This is a genomic window from Mojavia sp. (genome assembly GCF_059505145.1).
On record NZ_JCACKA010000065.1, the window covers coordinates 99,690 to 123,710 of the forward strand.

Here is a 24,021-nt window from a genome sequence, read left to right on the forward strand (position 1 = left end):
TTAATCTGTAGTTTTTGGTAACTCTATCCAAAACCGACTTCCCTTTTCCAACTCGGATTCTACACCGACTTGCCCTCCCATGCGCTCGACTCCTTTACGTACAATAGCTAAACCAATTCCTGTACCAGGGTACACTTCATTACTATGTAGGCGATTAAATACTTTAAAGATTTGCTCGTGATACTCTTTAGCGATGCCAATTCCGTTGTCTTCTACCCAAAGACGGATTAATTTTTCTTGTTGTTCACTCCACACTCGCACCTGGGGTTTTACTTCTGGGGGGACGAATTTAATAGCGTTGGTTACCAGATTGGTAATAACTTGAGTCAGAATGGTGCGGTTGCCCATAACTTCAGCTAAAGGCTCCTCAATTCGCACTCTTGCCTGACGTTGCTGTAATTCTGGTTCTAACTGCCTGAGAATTTCTGGTACTAATAAAGATAGATTTATAGGTTGTAAAGGTATATCCGTGCGGCTAAGACGACTGTAACTAAGCAAGTCTTCAATTAGTCTATCTGCTTGCTGGGTACTGTCAACAATTCGGCGTAAATAGTCTTGTCGCTTGGCATCAAACTGTTCACCTGGATTTGTTAATAATATAGAACTGAACCCAGAGATGGCGCGTAAGGGTTCACGTAAATCATGGGAAATTGAGTAAGCGAATTCTTCTAAATCTTGATTAGCATCGGCTAATTTTTGATTTGTATCTGCTAACTGACTATTTGCTTGCTCTAGCTGTATGGTGCGCTCTCTGACACGCTGCTCTAAGGTTTCATTAAGTTGCGTTCTTTCAATTTCAGCCTGTTTGCGAGCAATAATATCTTCTATTAAGCCATCAACTACTGTTTCATTCTCAATCATGCTCAAGGTTGTACTCAATAAAGTCCAGATGAGCGTTCCATCTGCTCGGCGTACCTGTATCTCACGCTCTTGGTGCTGAGGTGGCGGTAAACTTATTAGTTGCAAATAGCTTTCCTGCAATAACGGCTGTAGGATTGCTTGAGCTTGAGTCAGTGAATCTACACGCAATAAGTCGAGAAACGATCTGTTGCACTCCAGCAAATCTCCCCCGGAGTTGGAACGAAAAACCCCCACCTTCAATTGGTTAAGTAAACTTTGCAGGCGGATTTCCAGTAGGGCGGCTCGGTGTTGGATTTCTGCTCGTTCTAGAACAACTCGGACAGTAGCAGGAAGACGAATATAACTATTAGGTTGTTTGAGTACGTAGTCATCTAGTCCTGATTTCATGGCTTCAACGGCAATCTCCTCACTACCAGTATTCGTAAACATAATTACTGGGCAAGTCGGATAGTGTTGCTTAATGGTTCGTAAAACTTCTAGTCCATTACTCCAGTGCAGTTGGTAGTCAGTAATAACCAAATCGAATTGATCGGCTGCTACTGCGCTTAATAATTCTGAATTATCCCGAATTTCTTGTGCCTGGAGGTCTGCCAATTGCCGCTGTAACTGTCGAATAATCAAAGCGCGATCGCCTGGATTATCATCAATTACTAGAATGCGGAGTGCTTGAGTCATTATCTATAGCATGAGAATGGAAAACAGCTTTTGGTAGAGCAATCCAAAAACGACTGCCATTACCAAGTTGTGACTCTACTCCGGCTCGGCCACCCATGCGTTCAATGCTTTTACGGACAATGGCTAATCCAATGCCCGTACCAAAGTAAGTTTCCACACCATGCAGTCGTTCAAAGACACGGAAAATCCGCTCTTGATGTTCTGGTGCAATACCGATGCCGTTATCTATCACCCATAAGTGTATCCAATCTTGTTGTTCCTCTGCATAAATTTGCACTTTTGGCTGTATTCCTGGAGCCACGAATTTTATGGCATTACTGATTAAATTAATCACAACTTGGATGAGTGTAGCGCGGTGAGCCATAACTTGGGGTAGGGAAGCTGCTACTGTTATCTCTGCTTGCTGCTCTTGAATTTGAGTCTTAAGTTGCTTTAAAGCTTCTTGCACAACATTGGTTAAATCTACTGGTTGGAGTTGAATTTCTACACGGTTAAGGCGACTGTATGCTAGTAAATCAGAAATCAGGGTGTCCATTTGTACAGCACCCTCAGTTATGTAATGAAGATATTCTTGCCCAGCTGAGTCTAATAAGTTACCGTAGTCTTCTTGCAATGCCTGAGCAAAGCCCTGCATAGTGCGTAATGGCGCTCGTAAATCATGGGAAATGGAGTAAGTAAAAGCTTCTAGTTCTTGATTGGCTGCTTGCAAATCAGCGGTACGTTTGGTAACGCGCTGCTCTAACTCTAGGGCGTACCTTTGAAGATGCTCGCGTAGTAGAGATTGTTGAATAGCGATCGCTAATTGAGCGGCGACATCACTAACAATTTCCTGGGCTTCGTTATTAAAAGCGGCGATCTCAGTAGTAGCTAGGTTGAGTTCCCCAAGCAACTTTTGTTCAACCAGCATGGGAATACAAAGACAACAGCGAATTCCTTCTAAGCGCAGCTGTACTAAGACAGGCGGATAAGAGTTAGCTATGGTCAAATCTTCTACATAACGAATACCTGGCTGCAAAATTTGCTCAGGTGCAAAGTCTGCTAGTGCCATCTGAGTACCTTCAGGAGGATGCAATTCTCCAGTTGTGCTGTTGCCGGCTATAATCTGGCTGGTTTGTGCTTCAAAATCGAACAGCGCAATAAATGCCTGTTGGTAAGGTACTAACTGACGCAATTGGCTCAAAGCATTTTCTACAAGAGACTTGATCGACTCGGCTGCTAAAATTGCCAGGTCAATGTTATGTAAGGTGGTGAGACGTTGGGCAGAACGTTGAGCATTTTCAGTCTGCGCTTGGGCAGTTGAGAGAGCATTCTCATAACTTTTAGACACTGTTGAAAGCTGCCACGAGGTAAAGTAGGCAAGGAAGCTGCCAATTCCCAACGATAAGATGACGCTGGTCATCATAACTCGCTGGGTTGTCTGCTGGGCTGTTTGAATACGTTGGCTAATTAGCTGCCTTTCGGTGGCGATAAAATCAGCAATTTGTTGACGTATCGCGTCCATTATTTGTTTGCGATACTTAATTCCTGATAGTGGTTCAACCTCGCCACGTTGTTTGCGGGCGATCGCTTGAGCAATAGAACGATGCCAAACCGTTTGCTCTGTCTGGATTTTTATTAAGCGTTGACTCTGTTGAGGATTATCTAAAACTAAATTGCCCAACTCATCAAAAGCAGTGTTAATGCGGGAGTTAGCTTGCCGATAAGGTTCTAAAAATTCTGGATCGCCTGAAATCTGATAACCCCGTACTCCAGTTTCCAGATCAAGCAGCAGTTTTTGCAACTGATTTGCCTGGGCAATCACTTGATCGGTATGGTCAACCCATTGTATAGCTGAAAGCAGGCGAGTAATTTGCCAGATCGAGACTCCTGACAATAACAACAGCAGGATAATCGGTAGCGCGATCGCGCTGGTTAACCTACGTCTAAATCCCGCTTGAGTAATTTGCAGCATTTTGGGCATTGGGGATTGGGCATCGGGCATTGGGGATTGGGGATTGGGGAAAAAAAGGAAGGTACAGGATTTGTACTTGTAATACCAATTTTCTCAAAGCTAGCTATTAATTATTCTCCTATGCCCCATGCCCCATGCCCTCTGCCATCTCAAGGTTATTCTTGTTGGCTACAGTACTTATTGAGTTCATTCACTAAAGTATCAGAATCCTTGCCGGCAGATTTGGCTGCTGCTGTCAACGCCGTATCGATTTCTGTTCTGGCTTGTTGCAGTTTTGCTCTGCCGGCTGGCGAGGCGTCGGCTGTTTTAGCTAAGGACAAACCCTTAGCTGCTTTGGCGATCGCTTGGCTGAGAGACTTATATACTTTAGCAAAACGACTCTGGAATGATTTTAACTTTGGATCATTTAAGTTTAGTTCTTCTATTGATTTAGCAAAAGCTTCTAAATCTTTAGACAGTTGCCAGCTTGTGATCACCTGCTGTCCTTTATTTTTATCTATCAGAGAATCACCTTCATTCACCACCTGAATTAGTCGCTGACACTGAGAAACTTTAGTTTCGTTGCAACTATTAACCAACAAAGCGATAGTCAGACTCACAGGAAAAATAACGATATACTTACGCAAAATAAACATTAATATCCCACCAGCAATAAAATCCAAACAATAGTATCCAAAAAATCAGTAATCGTGTTGAGTAGTGAACGTAATTGGATACTTTAATCACATTGTCATTTGGATGTTGAAAAAATTGGCAATTGGATATTGGGAAGAGCAATTTTTCCTATGCGCCATGACGGTAGTATCATATTGCATTGCTCTATAAAAAACTCCACCCACGGATCAGAGTTTTTGGGCATGGGGAATGGGGAAGAAGTTACCAATGCCCAATGACGGCAGTTGCTACAAGTCGGGGAACCCTTTCGGCAACGCACTGCCTCCCCAATGCCCCAAGCGACGGAGAGAGCAACCTCGCCTACCCACAAGGAGATGGAGTTTCCTGTCGCTTTCGATGAATGAGGTAACGTTAATAAGAAACCTTAACCCGTTCGTCACAAATGCTTTAAGGTTCTCTATAAATGAGGTGACGTTAATAAGAAACCTTAACGCGTTTGTCACAAATGTCTTAAGGTTCTCTATGGATGAGGTCACGTTAAGAAGAAGCCTCAACCCGTTCGTCACAAATGTCTTAAGGTTCTCTATGAATGAGGTGACGTTGATAACAAAAGCTGATTTTGCAAGCGCGTAGACGCAAAGCGGTAAACCAGTCCGGTGCACGCGTTCCCCGGCATAAAGAAGCCAGACCAACCATTCGCCAGTTGCATCCTTTCTAGACGGGCGGCACAGTCTCAACAGACAACTTTATGCGTAAGTCATGACAGAATTACCAACCTATCGGCAAACCTAACCTATCCAAAGTCTCGCCATCTTGCAAAAGTGGCTGAATTTCTTGGTCTATAGGAATGCGTCCACCAGAAAGCACTAGAGCGCGTTGAGTAACTTTACCCAACCAATTTAGGTCATGGGAGGCAATTAACATGACCTGTACTGGCAAATTTAATAACACTTGTGCCAAGTGACGACGCCACGCTGGATCAAGACCGTTAGTTGGCTCATCTAAAATTAAAATAGCAGGCTCTAAGGCTAAAATTGACGCTAGAGCAGCTAGGCGTCTTTGCCCACCAGAAAGTTCATGAGCAGAACGGTTGGTGTAGGCTTCTAGACCAAAATCAGCTAACAACTGGCGCGCTTGATCAATTGCTACTGCTGGTGGCACACCATAATTGCGGGGCCCAAAGGTAACATCTTCTAAGATAGTGGGCATAAACAACTGGTCGTTAGCATCTTGGAAGCTAAAGCCAATGTGACGACGCACTTGGGACAGCGTTTTTTGTTCTACCGGAATGCCATTAATCCAAATTTTTCCCGTTTGTGGTTGTTTTAAGCCGATTAGATTCTCTAGCAAAGTACTTTTGCCAGAACCAGTCGCTCCCATCAACGCGACGCGATCGCCTGCATTCAATTTAAAAGAAATGTCTTTTAATACTGGTTCCTGGTTGGCATAGGCATATACCAGGTTTTGAACCTCGACCACAGCAGTGTGGGGGTTATGGGTTGAAGGTTGGGTATGAGAAGTTAAATATTCCAAGATTCACAACTCAAAATTCACAACTGCGCTCCTACTAACAATTAACTGTTAACTGTTAACTGGTAAGAGCTAAAGGTCAAACAAGCAGCGATCGCACTAGCGGCTAACAAGGCAACACGCTCTTTTGGTCTTAATGTCGAGTCTAGCGGTAACTGCCCGTTATAACCACGAGCCACCATTGCGGTGTAAACTCGCTCTGCTCGTTCGAGACTACGGAGGTACAAGGCTCCAATCATCGCCGCACTAGCATATCGTAGCCAGCCAGCAGAACCATTTAGTCCTCGTAATTGGGCGCTACGCTGCATTCTTGTGACTTCTGCCAGCAAAATTTCTAAGTATTGTCCAGCCAGCAGCAAATTTTCTTTTAACGGTAATGGTACGGGTAAGCCTTTCAGCGCAATGCCGAAACTATGAGGGGGTAAGGTTAACAAAAAACTATTCATGACAATCAGACAGACCAGAGAACGAACTAGCAAAAAACTAGCCCGCTCCCATCCCAAAGGTAAAGCCAACAAAGATAGGAAAATCAATTCAGTACCAAGTAATTTCCCCAACTGAGGAATACGCACACGCAACAGCCAAGCCCACAAAAGTGCGATCGCTCCGTACACACCCAAGTAAGGCCAAGCATGATAGTTTAACAAAGCTGCCCCCACTACAATCACTAGGGACAGTTGCAAGCGTAACGGTAAAGACATTTTAAGCATTATTCGGTTTCACCACCTTGGCTATGCCAAAGGCGACAGCAAAGCAAACCGCAGAGCCAACAAGCCCAGCAATACTAGTGCCAATTGTTCCTAAACCTTCAATGCTGTAGTCAGCTAAGGGCGTTGGCACAGCAACCCGCACCTGTTCGGCTAAGTCGATGAAGCCTAAGTTTTCAGCAACTCTTTCCAAGCCATCAGGCCAAGCCGAGGCAAAAAGTGACAGTACGCCTGCAATTAGAAGAATGCTCACAACAGGTACTAACCATCCTTGAAATTCTTGCTGCTCCCCTGGTAGTAAATCTGGTCTTTCCCTAGCAAGGTAAACCAATACGCCCCCGGTAATTAACCCCTCACCAATGCCAATCAGAATATGAGTACCAGTCATTGCTGCTAAAACTATACCTGCTGGTGCGGTTCCAGAAAGAGCTAACTCAATGGCACAAGCTATAGATGCTACTACTACACTCACACCTGCGGCAATGCCAGCCGCTAAGGGTAAGCGCCCTTTAGAGCCACCAAACAGTCGCTGCAAAGTTTGAGTTAACACCCAGCCAACCCAAACACCAATTACTGCCATGTTTAAAATATTTGCACCTAATGCTGTGATGCCACCATCAGCAAACAGCACAGCTTGGATTATTAATACCGTAGCAATGCATAATGTCCCAGCCCAAGGGCTGCCTAAGACAACCGCTGCTAAGGCTCCTCCTAACAAGTGACCACTAGTGCCTCCTGCCACAGGAAAATTAATCATCTGGGCTGCAAAAATAAAAGCTGTGGTTAAGCCCAGTATCGGAGCGCGACGAATACCAAAAGCGTCTTGCGATCGCCCTAATGCAATGAAGAGTGCTGCCGCACTCGCCAAACCGGTAGCTCCTGCCACCGGCACAGAAACAAATCCATCAGGAATATGCATGATGTGCCCTATGTGTAATGTCTTGTGTAATGTTTTTATTCACACAAACTTAGTTAATGTAATTGCGGCATCAAATTAATAAAAAACAGAAAATGTACCCTGTTTGCAATGCCCTCGTGGGGGATTATATCGTGTTACTTATGGCAGATTGACAATAAAATATGCGTTAAATAATATACTTATTTTTTCTAACATGAATTTTTGTGAATTTTATTTTTTAGATTAGGTACTAAACTTTAGCAAAACCCACTTTTAGACGATACTATGCATAGAAGTTAAGCTTTTTACAGCTTTTTTTTGGTTGATAAATATTTATATTTATCTATATCTATAAGTAGATTGTCTTGATATTTATCTATTTTGTATTAGTATTTTTTTGAAGATATGTCATCATTAGTAAGTATTGAATAATATAATTTCAACCTTGGTTAAAAATTTTTCCAGGCTATAAAAGGTTGAATATTATTTTGTTTTTAGGAATGAAATTAAGTTGTCATTAGCAGCCCATCTGTTGGCTAAAGAAATAAATTTATCAAGAATAAACAGCAATTTAATTTTTAAAGTAAAAAATATAACTATTTAGTAAATAAAAACATTTAAATAAATTACTGAAATAAAAATATCTCTAGCAGAAATATTCCTATTTTATCTTCCTTGGTGCGCTTGGTGGTTAGTTAAAAAGCAATTTTCACGACTTAGATATGATTGCTAAATTTACACCCAGAATTAGCCGTTGGAAACTACTTGAGAATTATTGACAATAATTATTAAGTCCTTTAATATACACAAAGCAATTGCAAATATTTTGCAACTTTATGTTTAGCGCTAACCGTTATTAATGTCATGCCCAACAACTTAGCTTTGGGGAAAGAACAACTTTGGAGCCGCCGTCAACTGCTAAAGCTAGGTGTATGTGGTACTGGTATGATCGGAGCGGCAGCGCTTTTGCAGATGGCGAATGGAAAAATTAAATCAATTGTGAAAGTGCCACCTGTCGAAATAGAAGCAGCTCAAGGCGTTGCTCAACCGATGAAGGTGCTAAGAGATTTTGATTATGGGACACTGAAGCGAGAAAATGGACGCATCATCCGCGAATTTAGCTTGACTGCGAGTACTTCTATAATTGAGCTTAATAGTGCTGTCTCCTATAACATCTGGGATTTAAACGGTCGTATACCAGGGCCGACGCTACGGGCCAAACAGGGCGATCGCGTGCGGATATTATTTCTCAATAAGGCTGGACATTCTCACTCTTTACATTTTCATGGGGTTCATCCATCAAATATGGATGGTGTGCGCCCAGTCAGCAATGGTAGTGCCACAATTTATGAATTTGATGCTGAACCCTACGGTGTTCACTTATATCACTGCCATATAGAACCAGTTACCCGTCATATCGCCAAAGGGCTATACGGGATGTTTATCATCGATCCGCCTAATCCTCGTCCGCCAGCTGATGAGATCGTACTAGTGATGGCTGGTTATGACGTGAATGATGATAGCCGTAATGAATATTACGCTTTCAATGGGCCGCCTCACTACTACATGGACAATCCGATCCGCATTTACCAAAATCAGTTGATTCGGCTGTATGTCCTCAACATCATTGAATACGATCCAGCAGTGACATTTCACCTTCATGCCAACTTCTTTGATGTCTATCGAACTGGTATGACTCTGACTCCCAGCGAGAAAACTGATGTAATTACGATGGGTGTAGCAGAAAGGCACATCTTAGAATTTGCCTTTCGCTATCCAGGTAAGTATATGTTTCATCCTCATCAGGATGCGATCGCAGAAAACGGTTGCATGGGTCAATTTGAAGTAATTTAGTTGATAAAAAATCTCATTATATGCCAAAGTACAATCTATGACATAGTGTCAAGCCTAACTGCTGTTAGTAGCTTGAAAAGTTTTAATTACTACCTTCTAAGTATCGTCATAAACAACAATGATCAAATACCGCTATATCTGCTTAACTGTCGCGGCTGCGGCAATAGTTAGTTTAAGTGCCTGTGATGGTACGCCTCAAGCAGAAAATCCATCTACACCAGCTGGTAACACCACGGCGCAGGTCACTGAAGCTACAAGTCACAGCAATCACGGTGGCAAAGCGAAAATCAACATTAATACTGCTATCTTGTCCGAGTTGGATAAATTTGAAGCAAAGTTAGGCGTCCCAGCCTTATCGAATAAAATTCAGGCAAATCGACCTTATGCTAATCCAGAAGATTTAGTTAGCAAAAAAGTGATTACTCAGGAACAGTTCGACCAAATCAAGGACTCGGTGACTGTTCAAGAAGTAGTCCTTACAGGTGAGGCGAAAGATGTTGATTACATGACCAAGCTGGGGTTAATGAAAGGGCATCTTTTGGTAGCGAAAGAACTGTTGGATCAAAATCAACCAAAACAGGCTGAACCTCATATTGGACATCCAGTTGAGGAAATTTATGTTGATGTAGAAGACCAACTCAACGATCGCAAAGTCAAAGAATTCAAGACTAGTTTGGTGAGTTTGCAAGATTTAGTCAAATCTAATCCCAAGAATGCCAAACTGAAAACTGATTTTACCTCTTCAGTGCAAGCAGTTGATGGAGCGATCGCCGCTTTGCCAGCAGATCAACGCTCGAAGCCAGGATTTGTGCTACAGGTAATTAATGGATTGCTAGATGCAGCCAACTCAGAATATGGAGCTGCGATCGCTAACGGTAAAGTATCTGCTGCAATTGAATATCAAGACTCTCGCGGCTTTGTAATCTACGCTAATGATTTATATAAAGGCATTTCTAGCCAAGTAGCGCAAACAAACCCTGAAGCACACAAAGCAATTGAGGCTAGTTTAGCTGACCTCGTTAAAGTTTGGCCTGCTGCCGTTCCCCCAGCTACTCCAGTCAAAACCCCTGAGGATGTTAACAAGCTGGTAAAAACTATTGAGCAAAACTCTCAAAAAGTCATTAACACAACTAGCACTAAAGCACAGCGATCGCAGGTTAACTTAATGGGAGGCGCAGAAACACAAGTTTAAAATGAGTGAGAAGCGAGGAAATAGTTAGGGGTCAAGAGTGAAGATAGTCTTGGCTTTTAAGGCTGAAGGAAGTATCACTCATCACTTCTAACTTATTACTCATCAGTCTCCATTCGTCACTTTGCTTAACTTAACAACAGATGCAAGATCTTGACCATAAAAAGACCATCGACTTACTAAACGCCATCATGGAGTTTGAACTAGCTGGGGTAGTGCGCTATACACATTATTCCCTGATGGTGACTGGCCCTAACCGCATTCCAATTGTGGCTTTTTTCAAAGCGCAGGCGAGTGAGTCTTTACTCCATGCACAACAAGTAGGAGAAATACTCACAGGTTTAGAAGGACATCCTTCGCTCAAAATCGCCCCAATGGAAGAAACTTACCAGCACTCAGTCAAGGATATCTTGGCTGAAAGCTTATCCCATGAAAAGAAGGCGCTGGATCTGTATAAAAATCTGTTGGAGACTGTCACTAATGCCAGTATCTACCTAGAAGAATTCGCTCGTGGCATGATTGGTCAAGAAGAAATGCATAATCTTGAACTGAAAAAAATGTTACGCGATTTTAGCTAGTAGCTAATAATCAGTAGTCAGTACAAAGTAATCAGTAAATAAGCTGATAACTGCTAACTGGCTACTGTTAACTGATCACTGATAACTGCCAACGGACAATGAATTTTACTACTGCCTTACCTACTTTTGTGATTACACTCCGAGAAGGAGTGGAAGCTGCTCTTGTTGTTGGAATTGTGCTGGCCTTGTTGAAAAAAGCCAAACAATCTCAACTTAACCCTTGGGTATATGCTGGTGTCGGTGTCGGTATTGCCGTCAGCGCATTGATAGGTGTGCTATTTAGTGTGTTAATTCAAGCACTAGGAGCAATTAATCCTCAATACACCTCCGTGGTTGAGCCAATGCTGGAGGGTATTTTCAGTGTGCTAGCAATTATAATGCTCAGCTGGATGCTCATCTGGATGACAAAACAAGCCAGATTCATGAAAGCTACTGTTGAGGGAGCTGTAACAGAAGCGTTGACACAAAACTCAAATGCTGGTTGGGGTGTTTTTACTTTAATTTTAGTTGCAGTAATCCGCGAAGGCTTTGAAACTGTTCTTTTCATTGCTGCTAATTTTCAACAAGGATTTATGCCTGCGGTAGGTGCTATTAGTGGATTAGCGGCGGCGGTTGCAATTGGTGTACTGCTTTTTAAATGGGGTGTCAAAATCAATATCCGGCAATTTTTCCAGGTAATGGGTGTTTTATTAGTGCTGATAGTTGCTGGTTTAGTAGTTTCAGCTTTGAAACATTTTGACGAAGCTGTAGCTAACTATGCCCTCAGCAGTCGCGCTACAGAAAGTCTTTGTTTCTATTATGAACGTTTTACCAAAGTTCACTCTTGTATTTTGGGGCCAATGGTTTGGAATACCTCAAAAGTTTTGCCTGATCAACAGTTTCCCGGTGTTATTCTTAAGTCTTTGTTTGGCTATCGGGAAAACCTCTATCTCGTACAAGCAGTGGGATACTTGGCATTTCTATTGAGCATTGGCGGTCTTTATTTCCGCAGTATAACTGGCAGTTCTCCTTCAGTTGCAAAGAATATGCGTTCTGTTAAAAACCCATAGATTCTGTAAACTATTAGGTTTATATAATATCTTTCTTCAATTATCTATACAGGCTCAAACCTGTTTTAAAAAAACTAATTAACTTTTGATGTAGACAAAGCTTGCTGCAATTGCTGACAAGCTTTTTCGATTGCATCGATACTACCTGGATTTACAAGTCCATAGTAGTCAAAACTATAAACTCGATTATTCTTAGTTGCTTGTAGTTGCTGCCAAAAAGTTTCTTTTTTCAAAGAATCTAAAAGTTGCGGGTCAGTATTGTTAACAACGATTAAAATTTCTGGATTTGCTGCTAAGACTTTCTCAGCCGAAAGTGTTACATACCCACCTATTGGACTTTTTTCTTGTAATTCTGCTACTAGGTTTTTTGCCTGAAATTTTTCTAGTAAATCCCCAGCCCAACTATTTTTGTTTGGTGCTAAAATTGGTTGGCGGCTAACCAGTACAAGAGTAGAAAGACTTTGAGTTGGCTTATCTAGTAAAAAACTTTTGTAGCGGTTTAATAAAGGCTGAGGATCAGCATCAATTAAATCAGCAAGTTTTTGTGTCAATTTTTCTAGAGACTCCCAACTATTAACTTGGGTAAGAAAAGTATTAATTCCTAGTTGCTTGAGTTTTTGAATTGGTTGGGTAGAAAAGCCTTCTGCACCAATAACTAAATCTGGTTTTAGGGCTACAATTTTTTCTAAATTGGGTGGGCTTTGCCCCTCACTCACACGAGGAATATTTTTGAAACTTGGATTATCTTTAAATAATTTGCTACCAGTAATACCTACAAGCTTTGTTTTATCCAGTTGATGAATAATATCGGCAGAAAGGGATGAGAGAGCTACAACTCTTTGAGCAGGTTTTTTTACTAAATCATTGGTAGTAGGGATTTGTGTTTGTGGTTGCTGAATAGTTGCAGTGCTACAAGCAGTTAAAACCATACTTAGCAAAAATGTTAAAGCTGATAATATCCAACGACGATGCATATTAAAATCCTTAGTGGCTGTATATGAGATGAATAGCAAACTCAGCACCACACTACTCAAAATTAGCAAATAATAGTTACAATTTTGTCGCACAAATGTTGCGATCGCCTCTGACAGTGCGCTCCATCGCTTCTTGTTTCTTTATGCTTATAGTTCAGACAAGCAGGATAATATATCTAAAAATCAGTATTTTATTATACAAATAATTTTAGTGAATATAGAAAAAGGCGAATACAAACATAAGCCACAATTCCTAAGGGATATATGGCTGTCTTACTCGCCGTTATCTATACAAGGTTTATTGAGAAATGCTTTATTTAATATATATTAATAGCCGAAGATATAATTGTTTATTCGGTAACAAATGTGCTGATTTTTCAATAAATTTAAGTAAAATTTACTACTGACTATCATGGTTCACTGAAGCTTTAAGATTTTACTTTGCGATCGCCGATGAAATTACTGTTAATGAGATATTCTACTGCATAGGTGGGTGGTAAATTCCGCAATACAGTAAAAGCCAGCTACATTTCATTCAAAGCTAAATCTTCTGGTGTATTACAGTTAAAAAACATTTCCGGTTCTGGCAAATCTAAAACTTGTACAGAATGTTGGTTTAGCCATTCCTGAAATGATCGCCCCCCTTGGTTGATAAACTCTAAAAGTTGAGGTAAACAGTCACGGCGATAAAAACCACATAAAGGTTCCCATCCTTTAGCATGATGAGCCAAAGCTGCGATCGCTTCATCTCCCACACTATCAAGTCTAACTATCCATTCTTGCAACACCTCAACCCGTAGCTTAGGCAAATCACAGGCTAGCAGCAACACCCATTTCGTTTGTACCTGCGCCAGTCCCTGGGCAAACCCCACAAGTGGCCCTTGGGTATTGGGAGCAGAGGACGGTGGAGAGGATGGGGGAGTTGGGGAAGCTGGGAAAGCAGAGGAGATTAGGGAATTTTCTGAATTTTCTAAACTCTGTAACTTCCCGCTTACTGAAGCCAGAGGAATTTCTCGGATAAACTGACAACCCGGCAAACCCAAGTTTTGGTAACGTTCCGGCCAGGGAGTGACCACATAAACCGTATTAGTACAAGCTTTAGCAACTCCACAAACAAAGTGTAATAACGGTATCCCTTGAATTGGAATTAGGGCTTTATCCTGACCCATACGTGAACTTTTACCACCTGCTAGAACGATGGCGGTTAATTTGTTACGGAAGTCAGTAGTCATGAGTCATTCATTGGTTAACAGTTATTAATTCCCCGTGTCCCCCAGTCCCCAGTCCCTAATCCCTATCCCCTAGCCTGACTTTGCTGCACTTGCTGCCACAAATGCTCTACACTTTCTGCTGGTGTCAGACACTTCAAACCTTGGCAAACTAAGCCAACGCTGTTTTCTGGCAAATTTGATCCCGCAGCAAACACCACAGTAGGCAAATTCTTAGGAATAAGAGAGTTGATTTGCTCAGTATTAGTACGAATCAAGGTCGAGTTACGATACCAATCTAAAGCCGTAAACAAACTGGGACAAGCTTGGGGAGCTTTACTCATCACGCTCTTAAAAGCTTTCAAGCCTTGCTCGGCTAAATTGAGATAATGCAGATTATCACTGAGTAGAGTTAGACGCACAAGGTTGGCGATCGCAACTCCATTAGCTGATGGTGTAGCATTATCTGCATAACTGCGCTCTCTGACAATTAAATCTTGACTAGCATCACTAGATGCGTTGTAATAACCACCTAATTCTACACTCCAAAGGAATTCGTTAAATTCATCTTGGAGAGCGGTCGCTTTTTCTAACCACAAAGAGGGCTGAGTTTGGATACCTTGTTTTTCAGATAGTGCTAGAGAAACTTGGTGTAAATCCAGTAGTGCTTTGATAAAAAAGGCGTAATCTTCAGATTGAGCTAGAACAGTCGCTTGACCTTCATAGTTAAGTCGGTGAAAACGACCATCCACAAACTGATGATTCAGGATGAAATTTGCTGCCTTTGCTGCTATTTCCAGATATAAGGGTTGTTGAAATACTCCAGCAGCCCTAGCTAAACCGGAAATCATCAAGCTATTCCAAGCCACAATCATTTTGGTATCTGTCACCGAGGGAATGCGCCCTGGCCAGTTAGTGGTTTTCGCTTCCTGATTGTTGCGAGCAGGAGGGAAAGTATCCAGTGATTCAGCGTTGGCTCCGTATCTAGCCGCAAACAACTTACCAAGTGTGTTTTCCAACTTTTCACTTAGTTCTCCTGGATGCAGCCTTTGCAACACAATCTGTCCTTCAAAGTTGCCATTAGGAGTAACTGTAAATTGCTGTTGTAATTGAGCTAATTCATCTGGGATGAGTAGTTGCGTCAGTTCGCTATAGCTCCAAACGTAAAAAGCTCCTTCCTCTGGTTCTGCTGCTGTCGGGTTCGTGAAGCTATCAGCATCTTGAGCCGCATAGAAGTAACCTTCAGGAGCAGTCATTTCGCGCTGGAGCCATTGTACAGTTTTGGCGATCGCGCGTTCAAATGCTGGTTCTTCGACTCCTGCACTCCACAGATTTGCCAGATACTCCACAATCTGACCATTATCGTAGAGCATCTTTTCAAAATGGGGTACTGTCCAAGTAGGGTCAACAGTATAGCGATGAAAGCCACCGCCTACATGATCGTAAATACCACCCAGTGCTAGATCTAGTCCCCGTTGGGTAACAACTTGCGCCCCATCATACCGAGAGGCAAAATTAAAGCGATTTAAACGCAATGCCAATTCCGCGTAGGGAATCATCGGGAAGCTATTGCCATACTGATTAGGGCCAATAATGCCTATGCTTGTTTCCCAGCCTTGGCGGAGCAGTTCATTTTCTTTAAAATCCTCACTTTTGCCATCTTGCAACACCGCCGAGGTCAGGAGAGATTCAATAATTACTGCTTTGCGTTGCCGCAAGTCTTCTTTTTCTGTATCGTAGTAGCGTCGAATCGCCTGTAACACCTGCAAAAAGCCAGGACGACCATAGCGCGGTTCTAAAGGAAAATAAGTACCAGCGTAAAAAGGTACTAAATCTTCTGGTGAAAGAAAAACATTCAAAGGCCAACCTCCCTGACCACTCATCATCTGCAAAGCTTGCATATAGATGCTATCGAGATCGGGTCTTTCTTCCCTGTCTACTTTGATGGGGAGGAAATTGGCATTCATGTACTCGGCAATAGCTGGATCAGAAAAAGCCTCACCTTCCATGACAGTACACCAGTGACAACTGGAGTAGCCAATGGAGAGAAAGATTGGTTTATTGTGTGTCCTTGCAGTTGCAAGAGCTTCGTCAGACCATGGCCACCAATCAATAGGGTTCTCAGCGTGTTTGCGGAGGTAGAGACTCTTAGCTTCAATAAGGCGATTAGTCATGATTGGATGAGAGTAGTTGCCTTCTTTGCCCAGTCTACCCTTCAAAAGCGTTAGCTACGAAGCTAAAAGGCATACACAATATACCCGACAAGCAAATTATTTCTTAGGTAGGAGATTTGAAGAAAGCAACATCTAGACAGAAAGCTGGGCATATTTTAACATCACCCTACTCTTCTGCCATTTACCGAAAAGAAGGAAACAGCAAGCTGACAATTGAAGCTGGCTTTTCCGGCAAAGGTGTTGCTACCTTTGACTGAATTGTAGTATTTGGGCTAAGTCCTGCTAAGAGGTGGAATAGGAAGGTAATGATGGCGGCTTGCATGAGTTTTTCCAGCATGGCAGGTCTCCCTCTCGGTGGACAGCATTTCTAGTAGAATTCGTTACTCTAACTACACCCCGTGCTATTGAATTACCGAATTTTGGCAAAATTCCGGCTAATTACTCATAGCAATACTAAAGAAATGTTTATAAAGTTACTAAAAATTGACAAAAACTCACCAGTAAGGTTGGTTTTTTATCCTGCTGGTCACCTTGCTACAGAAGAATTGCAGCCAACTCTAAAACTAGAGGGGTGGTGAGCATCAGCGGTTGGGGGATACTTCCTTAGACACATCCCACAGCCAAAAAGTGCCCAAAGAAATTAATTTTATCTGTCAATAACATCAGAGATTAGCTACTCTTCAGGTAGAGACAGCAATTAGTCGTTGTCATCGATAAAATGGATTTAAATAGCTACAAGCAGGCTGCATGATTCCTATAGTCATTGAACAATCGGGTCGCGGCGAACGCGCCTTTGATATCTACTCACGGCTGTTACGTGAGCGTATCATCTTTTTAGGACAACAGGTTGATAACTCCATAGCGAACTTGATTGTTGCCCAACTACTGTTTTTGGATGCTGAAGACTCGGAGAAAGATATTTATTTGTACATTAATTCTCCCGGTGGTTCGGTGACGGCCGGCATGGGCATTTTTGACACTATGAAGCACATTCGCCCTGATGTCTGTACCATTTGTACCGGATTAGCGGCAAGCATGGGCGCTTTCCTTCTCAGCGCAGGTGCTAAGGGTAAGCGGATGAGTCTACCCCATTCTCGGATTATGATTCATCAACCTCTAGGCGGCGCTCAAGGACAAGCGACTGATATTGAAATTCAGGCGCGGGAAATTTTATACCACAAGCGGCGGCTAAACGATTATTTAGCCGAGCATACAGGTCAGCCACTTGAGCGTATTGCGGAAGATACCGAACGCGACTTTTTCATGTCGCCAGAGGAAGCTAAAGATTATGGCTTAATCGACCAAGTGATTGACCGCCACTCTGCTGGTAGCCGTCCCATCGCTGTTGTTTAGTCCGTAGTCAGTAGTTTATAGTTAGCTGAAAAAAACGCATCACGTTTTTAGTGATGCGTTACTTTTTTAGCTTCTAGCTTGGATGAGTGCTGAGTGGTGAGTGCTGAGTTAAGTAATAATTTCTCCCCTTGTCCCCAATCCCCAACCCCTAAGCACTCATCAAAATCCTGCTATGGGGTCTGGCTGAGATTGCAGGTATTGAAGAAATCCGTATAATTCTTCTTCGGTAAGCAAAGTGCGCCCTCGCTTGCCGTAAGTCTTAATGAGATGCTCCCTTCCTTGTTCTGGTGTCCAGCCTAAACGCTGTAGTTCGACATCTGTTTTGGCAATCACATCAGACAAATCTACAGGTTCACTCTTCTTTTTTTTCTTGCCTACCCCTGCTGGTGTAGTTACATCTTCTGATGAACTATGACTACGGGGCGTAAAGGGTGTGACATTACTAGCGGTAATTCCTGGTAATGGTTGATTTTCAGAGTTTTTACCAAATATTGTGCCTAAGTTATCCGCAGGAGAATCGAATTGGGCTTTAATGTCACTAGTTGCAGAAAAGTTTTGATTAAAGTCCTGGTTGTAAGAATCGCTGATACTGGTGCTGCCTGTGTTAGTAGGCAATAATTCCTTATCTGTTTTTACAACATCAGAGGTAATGTGCTGTCCATGAGAGAGTGGGGCAGATACTTCTTGACTACTGTCCCCTTCCGGGTTCGCTAGTCGCTCATGGCTCACCGCTGACCACTGACTACTAGCTAAATCCCTTTCTTTGATAGCTGAATAAGCAGGCTCATTCAATCTGCCTGTAGTGCTGACAGCGGGGTTAGTCTGTACCTGAGATATTGGTTTTGGAGAAGATGCTACCGTTCCTTGTGGTGCGTTAGCTATTCCCAAAACCATCAATGCTCGATTTCTAGCTTGGTCTTCTGCTGCTTCTACTGTTTCTGCTGCTGCTAAACCAGTTGCACGGGTGACACCTTCAATTTGCACGCTAGCACGAACAATATATTTTCCTTGAAAAATTTGCACTAACTCAGAAATCAGGCTACCGTTGGGATACAAGCTCTGGAATTGAGCCAACATAATACTGCCACCTAAGTCTGTTCAATAATAAGGTTGATACCAATTTGGTACACAAGAGACTGCTTGCAGAAGTCAGGCAAAGCCAGGGTTAAGGTTAGAAGGAATAAAATTTTCCTTTGACCTTTAAGTTTCACTCTTCTTTGATCTATCGCACAAGCTACTTTTGCAATAGGTCTTAGCTGAGTTTCATTTCTTGTGAGATCCTCTTTTAACTTCAGTTTTCCGCAAAGCTTTGCTCACCGGGAAACTATAGTCATAGATGACCAACCTTGCCATGCTCTTAGAGATGAAGGTGCTATTCGCGCCTTACTCCTGTGTCCCGATTGTAGCAGTAGCGCTTTTGCGAATTTTTGGCTATTGGTGATTAACTCTGAGTAAGATCGCCTTCAGTGCTATACTATTTACCCAATTCGATATGCAGAACTATTTTCTGGAAGTGCGCTCTGAATCTACAATAATGAAGATAAGGTTCGCCCTCACTGCCTGTTCAGCTGCTTACCTAATTGTTACCGATTCTACATATGGGAAAATTGGGTTTCTCAGCAGTTTTTCTTAGTTAAAAATTAGAGTTTTATGGCGTAAAAGTACCTTAAGTCTAGACAATCAAACACCTGTTCCCCTGCATAGCGTTTTTGGGCAGCGTGGAGAGTTCTACCAACCAAGCCTCTCAAAAACCCGTCGCGTAATTACCTCTTGGGGCAAAATTTTAATCAGGCGTGCTTTGTGAGTTTGACTGGATTGAGGAACTTAAACGCAGGTGAACTCTGAGATTGTCGTGCAGTGAGAAGTCTAAGGGTCGGCTTCCTTCCCTTGGAACTTCGGAAGCCCTGCTTCAGGGCATATAGTTTCCAGCTAGTGTCTGTAGTCCGTGAGGGTATACAGGAAAGAACCAGATTAAACAAAAAATGATGTTTTGACCAAAGGTCGGTTCACTGCATGGAATTTTCAATCGCTACACTCCTTGCCAATTTCACCGATGATAAATTGGTAGCTCGTAAAGTTTTGGAAAAGAAACTTGGCTGCGAGGATGAGAATAGTTTAGAAAAACTTCACATAGCTCTAGAAATACTGGAGAAAATCGGAATTTTAGTCAAAGAACGCGGTAAGTATCGCCGTGTATCGGAAGAGGGTCTGATTGAAGCAAAACTTCGTTGTTCTAGTAAAGGCTTTTGCTTTGCCATTCAAGATGCGGAAGGCGCTGAGGATATTTACATTCGTGAAAGCCATCTCAGTAATGCTTGGAATGGCGATCGCGTTTTGGTGAGAGTTCTTAAAGAAGGTAGTCGCCGTCGCTCCCCCGAAGGAGAAGTGAAGCTGATTTTAGAACGCTCTAACCACACTTTACTGGCACGAATTAAACAAGTAGAAGCCGGTTTTCGGGCAGTACCCTTAGACGATCGCCTGCTGTTTGAACTCAAAATCCAAACAAACGGCATGAAATTGGAAGAGGCGATCGACCACCTAGCCCATGTAGAAGTGCTGCGCTATCCCCTAGCACAATATCCGCCAGTGGGTAGAGTGGTACAAATCTTGGGTAGTGACGCTGAAGCAGCTGCTGATATAGATTTGGTAACTTGTAAACATGATTTAGCCCGTAATTTCTCAGATAACGTGCTAGAAGCTGCGTCAAAGTTGCCGAAAAGATTGTTGAAAGCAGATCTAAAAAGTCGGCTAGATTTACGTAATTTGTTTACCTTCACGATCGCGGGGGCAAATGGCGACCCGAAAGTGGTAGAAAATGCCTTTAGCCTCGAAAAAACTGCCGATGGAGCTTGGCGTTTGGGGTTTCATATTACTGATGTTTCCCACTATATCCAACCAGACGAAGCCCTGGATCGAGAAGCGCTCAAGCGTGGTAGGTCAGTGTATCTGGGAGAATTAGTACTGCCGATGTTGCCAGATACTGTAGCCGATCGCTGTTCTTTAGTAGCTGGAAGCGATCGCTTAACCCTCTCTTTCTTGATTACCATTGACCCTAAATCAGGAGAATTAATAGAGTGGGAAATTCAACCCAGCGCGATCAACGTAGACATCGCCCTGAGTAAACAACAAGCCCAAGCAATTCTCACTGGTCAACCTACAGATGCATCTGGACAAATCATCCAAACATTGCAAAATTTGGAAGAATTACGGAAAACAGTGAAACAGGTGCGTTTAGCTCGTGGTAGCTTACAGTTAAATCTGCCACCTAGCCAGAACCCTTATTACGATGAGGGAATTCTCGGTGCTGTGGTTGTCAATGATTTACCTGTGCAGTCTTTATTAACAGAGTTAGTACTGTTGGTGAATCAACTGATAGCAAGCCACTTTAGTGCTTTGGGCGTTCCGGCTATCTGGCGAGTTCAAGGCGCACCAGATACTGAAGATGTCCAAGAAATGTTGAAATTGGCGGTCAATTTAGGTGTTGAACTAACACTCGATTCCGAAGTAGATATCCAACCCCTAGATTATCAACAATTGACCACGGCTTTTGTAGAATCTGCATCAGAGCAAGTACTGACCTATTTATTACAAGACACACTCAAGCCATCTGTGTACAGCACCACCAAAGGGCCTCACTTTGGGCTGGCACTACCGCAGTATCTTCACTTTAGTGCCCCGTTGCGGCGGTATCCAGATTTACTCTTACAAAGAGTATATTATTCACTAATTGAACACGGACGCGATCGCCGCAATACCCGTGTTAGAGATCGCGTAAATTTACGCCACTCCTCTTGCCACGATGAAATTAATTGGAACGTCTTGCCCCCAGAATTGCAACAAGAACTCCAAAGCGATTTGACAAGAGTAATTGTGCAAATTAACGACAGAGAAAAAGAAGTCCAAGAAGCAGAAGCCGATTTAGCGGGGCTGCAAAAAGCCCAACTGATGAAACAGCGCATCGGGCAAGTGTTTCAAGGAGTAATTACAGGTGTGCAATCCTACGGTTTCTTCGTGGAAATTGAAGTACCAGCCGCAGAATTTGAGGTAAGCGGTAATCCTGGTGTGCCTCTACGTGTGGAGGGACTAGTACACGTTAGTTCTCTTAAAGATGATTGGTACGAATACCGAGCTAGACAACAGGCATTATTTGGTCGCAAAAATCGTGCTTCTTACAGATTAGGCGATCGCGTAGCCGTACAAGTAAAAAGTGTTGATTACTACCGTCAACAAATTGATTTGGTAACTGTCGGTAGCGATGGTGTCGGTAAAAATTTGGACATCGGCGTTGGCAATGACGATTTAGAAGATATGTACTTAGCAAACGCTCTTGAGCCTAATGATTTAGAACCTTACGCGGAGGATGAGTAAATCCTACTAATCTAACGTGTCAAATCATACATATCCTTTGATTTTAGGCGTATCAGGTGCATCAGGTCTGATTTACGCCGTTCGTGCTCTCAAATTTCTGCTAGAAGCAGACTATAGAATTGAGCTGGTTGCTTCCAGATCAAGTTATATGGTTTGGCAATCGGAGCAAGATATCCGGATGCCAGCGGAACCCACTCAACAAGAGCAATTCTGGCGCGAACAAGCTGGAGTTGCAGTTTCTGGTAAACTAAACTGCCATCCTTGGAGTGATGTAGGGGCCAGTATCGCCAGTGGTTCCTTTCGGACTTTAGGAATGATAGTCATACCATGCAGTATGAGTACCGTCGCCAAACTAGCAGTTGGCCTGAGTTCCGACTTGCTAGAACGGGCAGCAGATGTTCAGCTTAAAGAAGGTCGAAAGTTAGTAATTGTTCCCCGTGAAACTCCTTTTAGTTTGATTCACCTACGTAACTTAACCGCTTTGGCTGAAACTGGAGTCCGAGTTGTTCCTGCTATTCCTGCTTGGTATCACAAACCCCAAACCATTGAGGACTTAGTTGATTTTGTCGTGGCCCGTGTCTTAGATCAACTGGATATTGATTGCATTCCATTTCAAAGGTGGCAAGGCCGTCGCTAAAGTATGAAGTATGAAGTATGAAGTATGAAGTAGAAATTTCCCATACCTCATTCTTCAGCTTTATCCTTCATCCTTTATTCTTTATCCTTTCCTCATTGCTATGACTGTAATTCGCTTAATTATTTTGGTGACTATATTGGGAGGACTAACGTTCTTGTTAACCCAAAATTGGTCGCCTGTCCTATCGCTAAATTTTTTAGGTATGAAGACTCAATCCTTACCGCTAGCGATGTGGATGTTGTTTAGTACTGCTGCTGGTGCTTTGACATCTGTATTGATCACTACGCTGTTTAAAGTAGCCAATTATTTTACAGGTCAACCACGCCAAACCCGCTTCAAATCTACAGCCGCTTCACCGCGTACTAAAACAACCTATCGTAAAGAATCTACACCTCCTCCTGCAAGCCCACCACCGTCAGCTAGTAAGGAAGAGTACGCTTCCAGCGATACATTTGATGATTGGAATAGCGATCGTAATCAAGACGATGACTGGAACTTTGATGAAAGACCAAGGGAAGCACCTACTTCTAGGCAGCAAGTTGAAGACTTTCAAGACTCTAAAACTTACGAACGTCCCCAACAGCCTAAAAGTTCTTCTCAGTCTGGTTCCGTTTACTCCTATAACTACCGCGAACCAAAAAATACTGCCGTAGGAAAAACAGAATCTGTTTACGATGCTGATTATCGGGTAATTATTCCCCCTTATCAACCACCAACCAGTAATCAAACTGAGGGTGAGGATGATGATTGGGGATTTTTTGATGACGAAGATAGTGAGGATGAAAATAAGCCATCTCGTCGGTGAGGCGTAACTACTTAATACCACACCGCTCGCGGGACTCCTGCTTGACACTACCATTCATAGCAGCTTCTTGCAAAGTCATAAAAGCATTTAAATCTTCTAAGTCATACCGACTGCTCAACAGATATCGTAATTGATTTTCCGCCTCCACCGTCAGATAGCCACTTGCTAAAGCTTTTTGCACAACGTCACGAATTCGAGTCATGGTTGGCACCTCATTCATACCACATTTATTTATTTATTTATTTGGGCTGACTCATATGAGTTCTACAGTAGTTTTTGTGACTAAACCGTCAAGTTGACAAAACTTTTTTGTACAATAATCGGAATTTGAGTCACAATTTACACCTTTGCTTACAATAACTCTGGGTTGGGGCTTGTAAAAACTCAATTTTGTAATTCTTGCACTGTGCTAACTAAAACACAGTATTGTGTAGAACTAAACTTAGCCCACGAAAGTTAAAGTTCGACCTATCTTTAGTGACAGAATTTGTGCGCTTAAAGTTTCACAGAATCTTTATTAAATTTCTATTAAGCCTAAAGATAAGCTAATCGGCATTTAAGCTGCAATATACTTTACATTGCCTTTATTTTTAAT

General features: G+C 42.5%; 21 protein-coding genes. 9 read left to right on the plus strand and 12 right to left on the minus strand.

Features of this window, described 5'->3' with window-relative positions:
- The 6 genes from AC5JL8_RS15430 to AC5JL8_RS15455 all read right to left on the minus strand — a co-directional run bounded on the left by AC5JL8_RS15430 (position 1) and on the right by AC5JL8_RS15455 (position 7,258).
- Complete coding sequence (locus tag AC5JL8_RS15430; RefSeq protein WP_495880658.1) at positions 1-1,536, minus strand: sensor histidine kinase; 1,536 nt, start codon at positions 1,534-1,536, stop codon at positions 1-3.
- A complete protein-coding gene (locus AC5JL8_RS15435; protein ID WP_495880659.1) occupies positions 1,505-3,517 on the minus strand; it encodes a CHASE3 domain-containing protein in 2,013 nt (670 codons plus the stop codon). Before AC5JL8_RS15435 ends, AC5JL8_RS15430 begins: the two co-directional genes overlap by 32 nt.
- 125 nt (positions 3,518-3,642) lie before the next feature.
- Positions 3,643-4,122: a hypothetical protein gene (locus tag AC5JL8_RS15440; RefSeq protein ID WP_495880687.1), complete on the minus strand. Its 480-nt coding sequence runs from the start codon at positions 4,120-4,122 to the stop codon at positions 3,643-3,645.
- Positions 4,123-4,870: 748 nt separating this feature from the next.
- Positions 4,871-5,635 (minus strand): energy-coupling factor ABC transporter ATP-binding protein, encoded by a 765-nt coding sequence (locus tag AC5JL8_RS15445; protein ID WP_495880660.1) that lies wholly within the window; start codon positions 5,633-5,635, stop codon positions 4,871-4,873.
- Positions 5,636-5,676: 41 nt separating this feature from the next.
- Positions 5,677-6,342: an energy-coupling factor transporter transmembrane component T family protein gene (locus AC5JL8_RS15450; protein ID WP_495880661.1), complete on the minus strand. Its 666-nt coding sequence runs from the start codon at positions 6,340-6,342 to the stop codon at positions 5,677-5,679.
- Positions 6,335-7,258 (minus strand): energy-coupling factor ABC transporter permease, encoded by a 924-nt coding sequence (locus AC5JL8_RS15455; protein ID WP_495880662.1) that lies wholly within the window; start codon positions 7,256-7,258, stop codon positions 6,335-6,337. Before AC5JL8_RS15455 ends, AC5JL8_RS15450 begins: the two co-directional genes overlap by 8 nt.
- A gap of 843 nt (positions 7,259-8,101) precedes the next feature.
- Between AC5JL8_RS15455 and AC5JL8_RS15460 the strand changes: the two genes are divergently transcribed.
- The 4 genes from AC5JL8_RS15460 (at position 8,102) to AC5JL8_RS15475 (ending at position 11,907) form a co-directional block, all read left to right on the plus strand.
- Positions 8,102-9,091, plus strand: coding sequence for a multicopper oxidase domain-containing protein (locus tag AC5JL8_RS15460; RefSeq protein WP_495880663.1), 990 nt, complete (start codon positions 8,102-8,104; stop codon positions 9,089-9,091).
- A 118-nt stretch (positions 9,092-9,209) separates the two neighbouring features.
- Positions 9,210-10,283 (plus strand): ComEA family DNA-binding protein, encoded by a 1,074-nt coding sequence (locus AC5JL8_RS15465; protein WP_495880664.1) that lies wholly within the window; start codon positions 9,210-9,212, stop codon positions 10,281-10,283.
- A gap of 140 nt (positions 10,284-10,423) precedes the next feature.
- Positions 10,424-10,858 (plus strand): ferritin-like domain-containing protein, encoded by a 435-nt coding sequence (locus AC5JL8_RS15470; RefSeq protein ID WP_495880665.1) that lies wholly within the window; start codon positions 10,424-10,426, stop codon positions 10,856-10,858.
- 98 nt (positions 10,859-10,956) lie between these two features.
- On the plus strand, positions 10,957-11,907 hold the full coding sequence (locus AC5JL8_RS15475) for an FTR1 family iron permease (protein ID WP_495880666.1): 951 nt from the start codon (positions 10,957-10,959) through the stop codon (positions 11,905-11,907).
- A gap of 74 nt (positions 11,908-11,981) precedes the next feature.
- On the opposite strand, the gene AC5JL8_RS15480 is transcribed toward AC5JL8_RS15475, so the two are convergent.
- The 4 genes from AC5JL8_RS15480 to AC5JL8_RS15495 form a co-directional block, all read right to left on the minus strand.
- Positions 11,982-12,881 carry an ABC transporter substrate-binding protein gene (locus tag AC5JL8_RS15480; protein WP_495880667.1) on the minus strand — a complete coding sequence of 300 codons (900 nt, stop codon included), beginning with the start codon at positions 12,879-12,881 and terminating at the stop codon, positions 11,982-11,984.
- 524 nt (positions 12,882-13,405) lie between these two features.
- Positions 13,406-14,113, minus strand: coding sequence for a molybdenum cofactor guanylyltransferase (locus AC5JL8_RS15485; RefSeq protein ID WP_495880668.1), 708 nt, complete (start codon positions 14,111-14,113; stop codon positions 13,406-13,408).
- Between the two features lie 62 nt (positions 14,114-14,175).
- Positions 14,176-16,263 (minus strand): thioredoxin domain-containing protein, encoded by a 2,088-nt coding sequence (locus AC5JL8_RS15490; protein ID WP_495880669.1) that lies wholly within the window; start codon positions 16,261-16,263, stop codon positions 14,176-14,178.
- Positions 16,264-16,444: 181 nt separating this feature from the next.
- Complete coding sequence (locus AC5JL8_RS15495; RefSeq protein ID WP_495880670.1) at positions 16,445-16,600, minus strand: QAALIT motif small membrane protein; 156 nt, start codon at positions 16,598-16,600, stop codon at positions 16,445-16,447.
- A gap of 410 nt (positions 16,601-17,010) precedes the next feature.
- Here AC5JL8_RS15495 and clpP point away from each other — a divergent pair, with 410 nt between their 5' ends.
- Entirely contained in the window at positions 17,011-17,616 is a 606-nt protein-coding gene (gene clpP / locus AC5JL8_RS15500; protein WP_495880671.1) for an ATP-dependent Clp endopeptidase proteolytic subunit ClpP, read from the plus strand.
- Between the two features lie 159 nt (positions 17,617-17,775).
- Here clpP and AC5JL8_RS15505 read toward each other — a convergent pair whose 3' ends face one another.
- Complete coding sequence (locus AC5JL8_RS15505) at positions 17,776-18,693, minus strand: slr1353 family protein (protein WP_495880672.1); 918 nt, start codon at positions 18,691-18,693, stop codon at positions 17,776-17,778.
- A gap of 195 nt (positions 18,694-18,888) precedes the next feature.
- On the opposite strand from AC5JL8_RS15505, the gene AC5JL8_RS15510 reads away from it, so the two are divergent.
- The 4 genes from AC5JL8_RS15510 (at position 18,889) to AC5JL8_RS15525 (ending at position 23,426) form a co-directional block, all read left to right on the plus strand.
- Positions 18,889-19,071 (plus strand): hypothetical protein, encoded by a 183-nt coding sequence (locus tag AC5JL8_RS15510; RefSeq protein WP_495880673.1) that lies wholly within the window; start codon positions 18,889-18,891, stop codon positions 19,069-19,071.
- 558 nt (positions 19,072-19,629) lie between these two features.
- Positions 19,630-21,984, plus strand: coding sequence for a ribonuclease R family protein (locus tag AC5JL8_RS15515; RefSeq protein WP_495880674.1), 2,355 nt, complete (start codon positions 19,630-19,632; stop codon positions 21,982-21,984).
- A 16-nt stretch (positions 21,985-22,000) separates the two neighbouring features.
- Complete coding sequence (locus AC5JL8_RS15520) at positions 22,001-22,621, plus strand: flavin prenyltransferase UbiX (protein ID WP_495880675.1); 621 nt, start codon at positions 22,001-22,003, stop codon at positions 22,619-22,621.
- Positions 22,622-22,721: 100 nt separating this feature from the next.
- Positions 22,722-23,426, plus strand: coding sequence for a LapA family protein (locus AC5JL8_RS15525; RefSeq protein ID WP_495880676.1), 705 nt, complete (start codon positions 22,722-22,724; stop codon positions 23,424-23,426).
- A gap of 7 nt (positions 23,427-23,433) precedes the next feature.
- On the opposite strand, the gene AC5JL8_RS15530 is transcribed toward AC5JL8_RS15525, so the two are convergent.
- Positions 23,434-23,628 carry a hypothetical protein gene (locus AC5JL8_RS15530; RefSeq protein ID WP_495880677.1) on the minus strand — a complete coding sequence of 65 codons (195 nt, stop codon included), beginning with the start codon at positions 23,626-23,628 and terminating at the stop codon, positions 23,434-23,436.
- Positions 23,629-24,021: the final 393 nt, after the last annotated feature.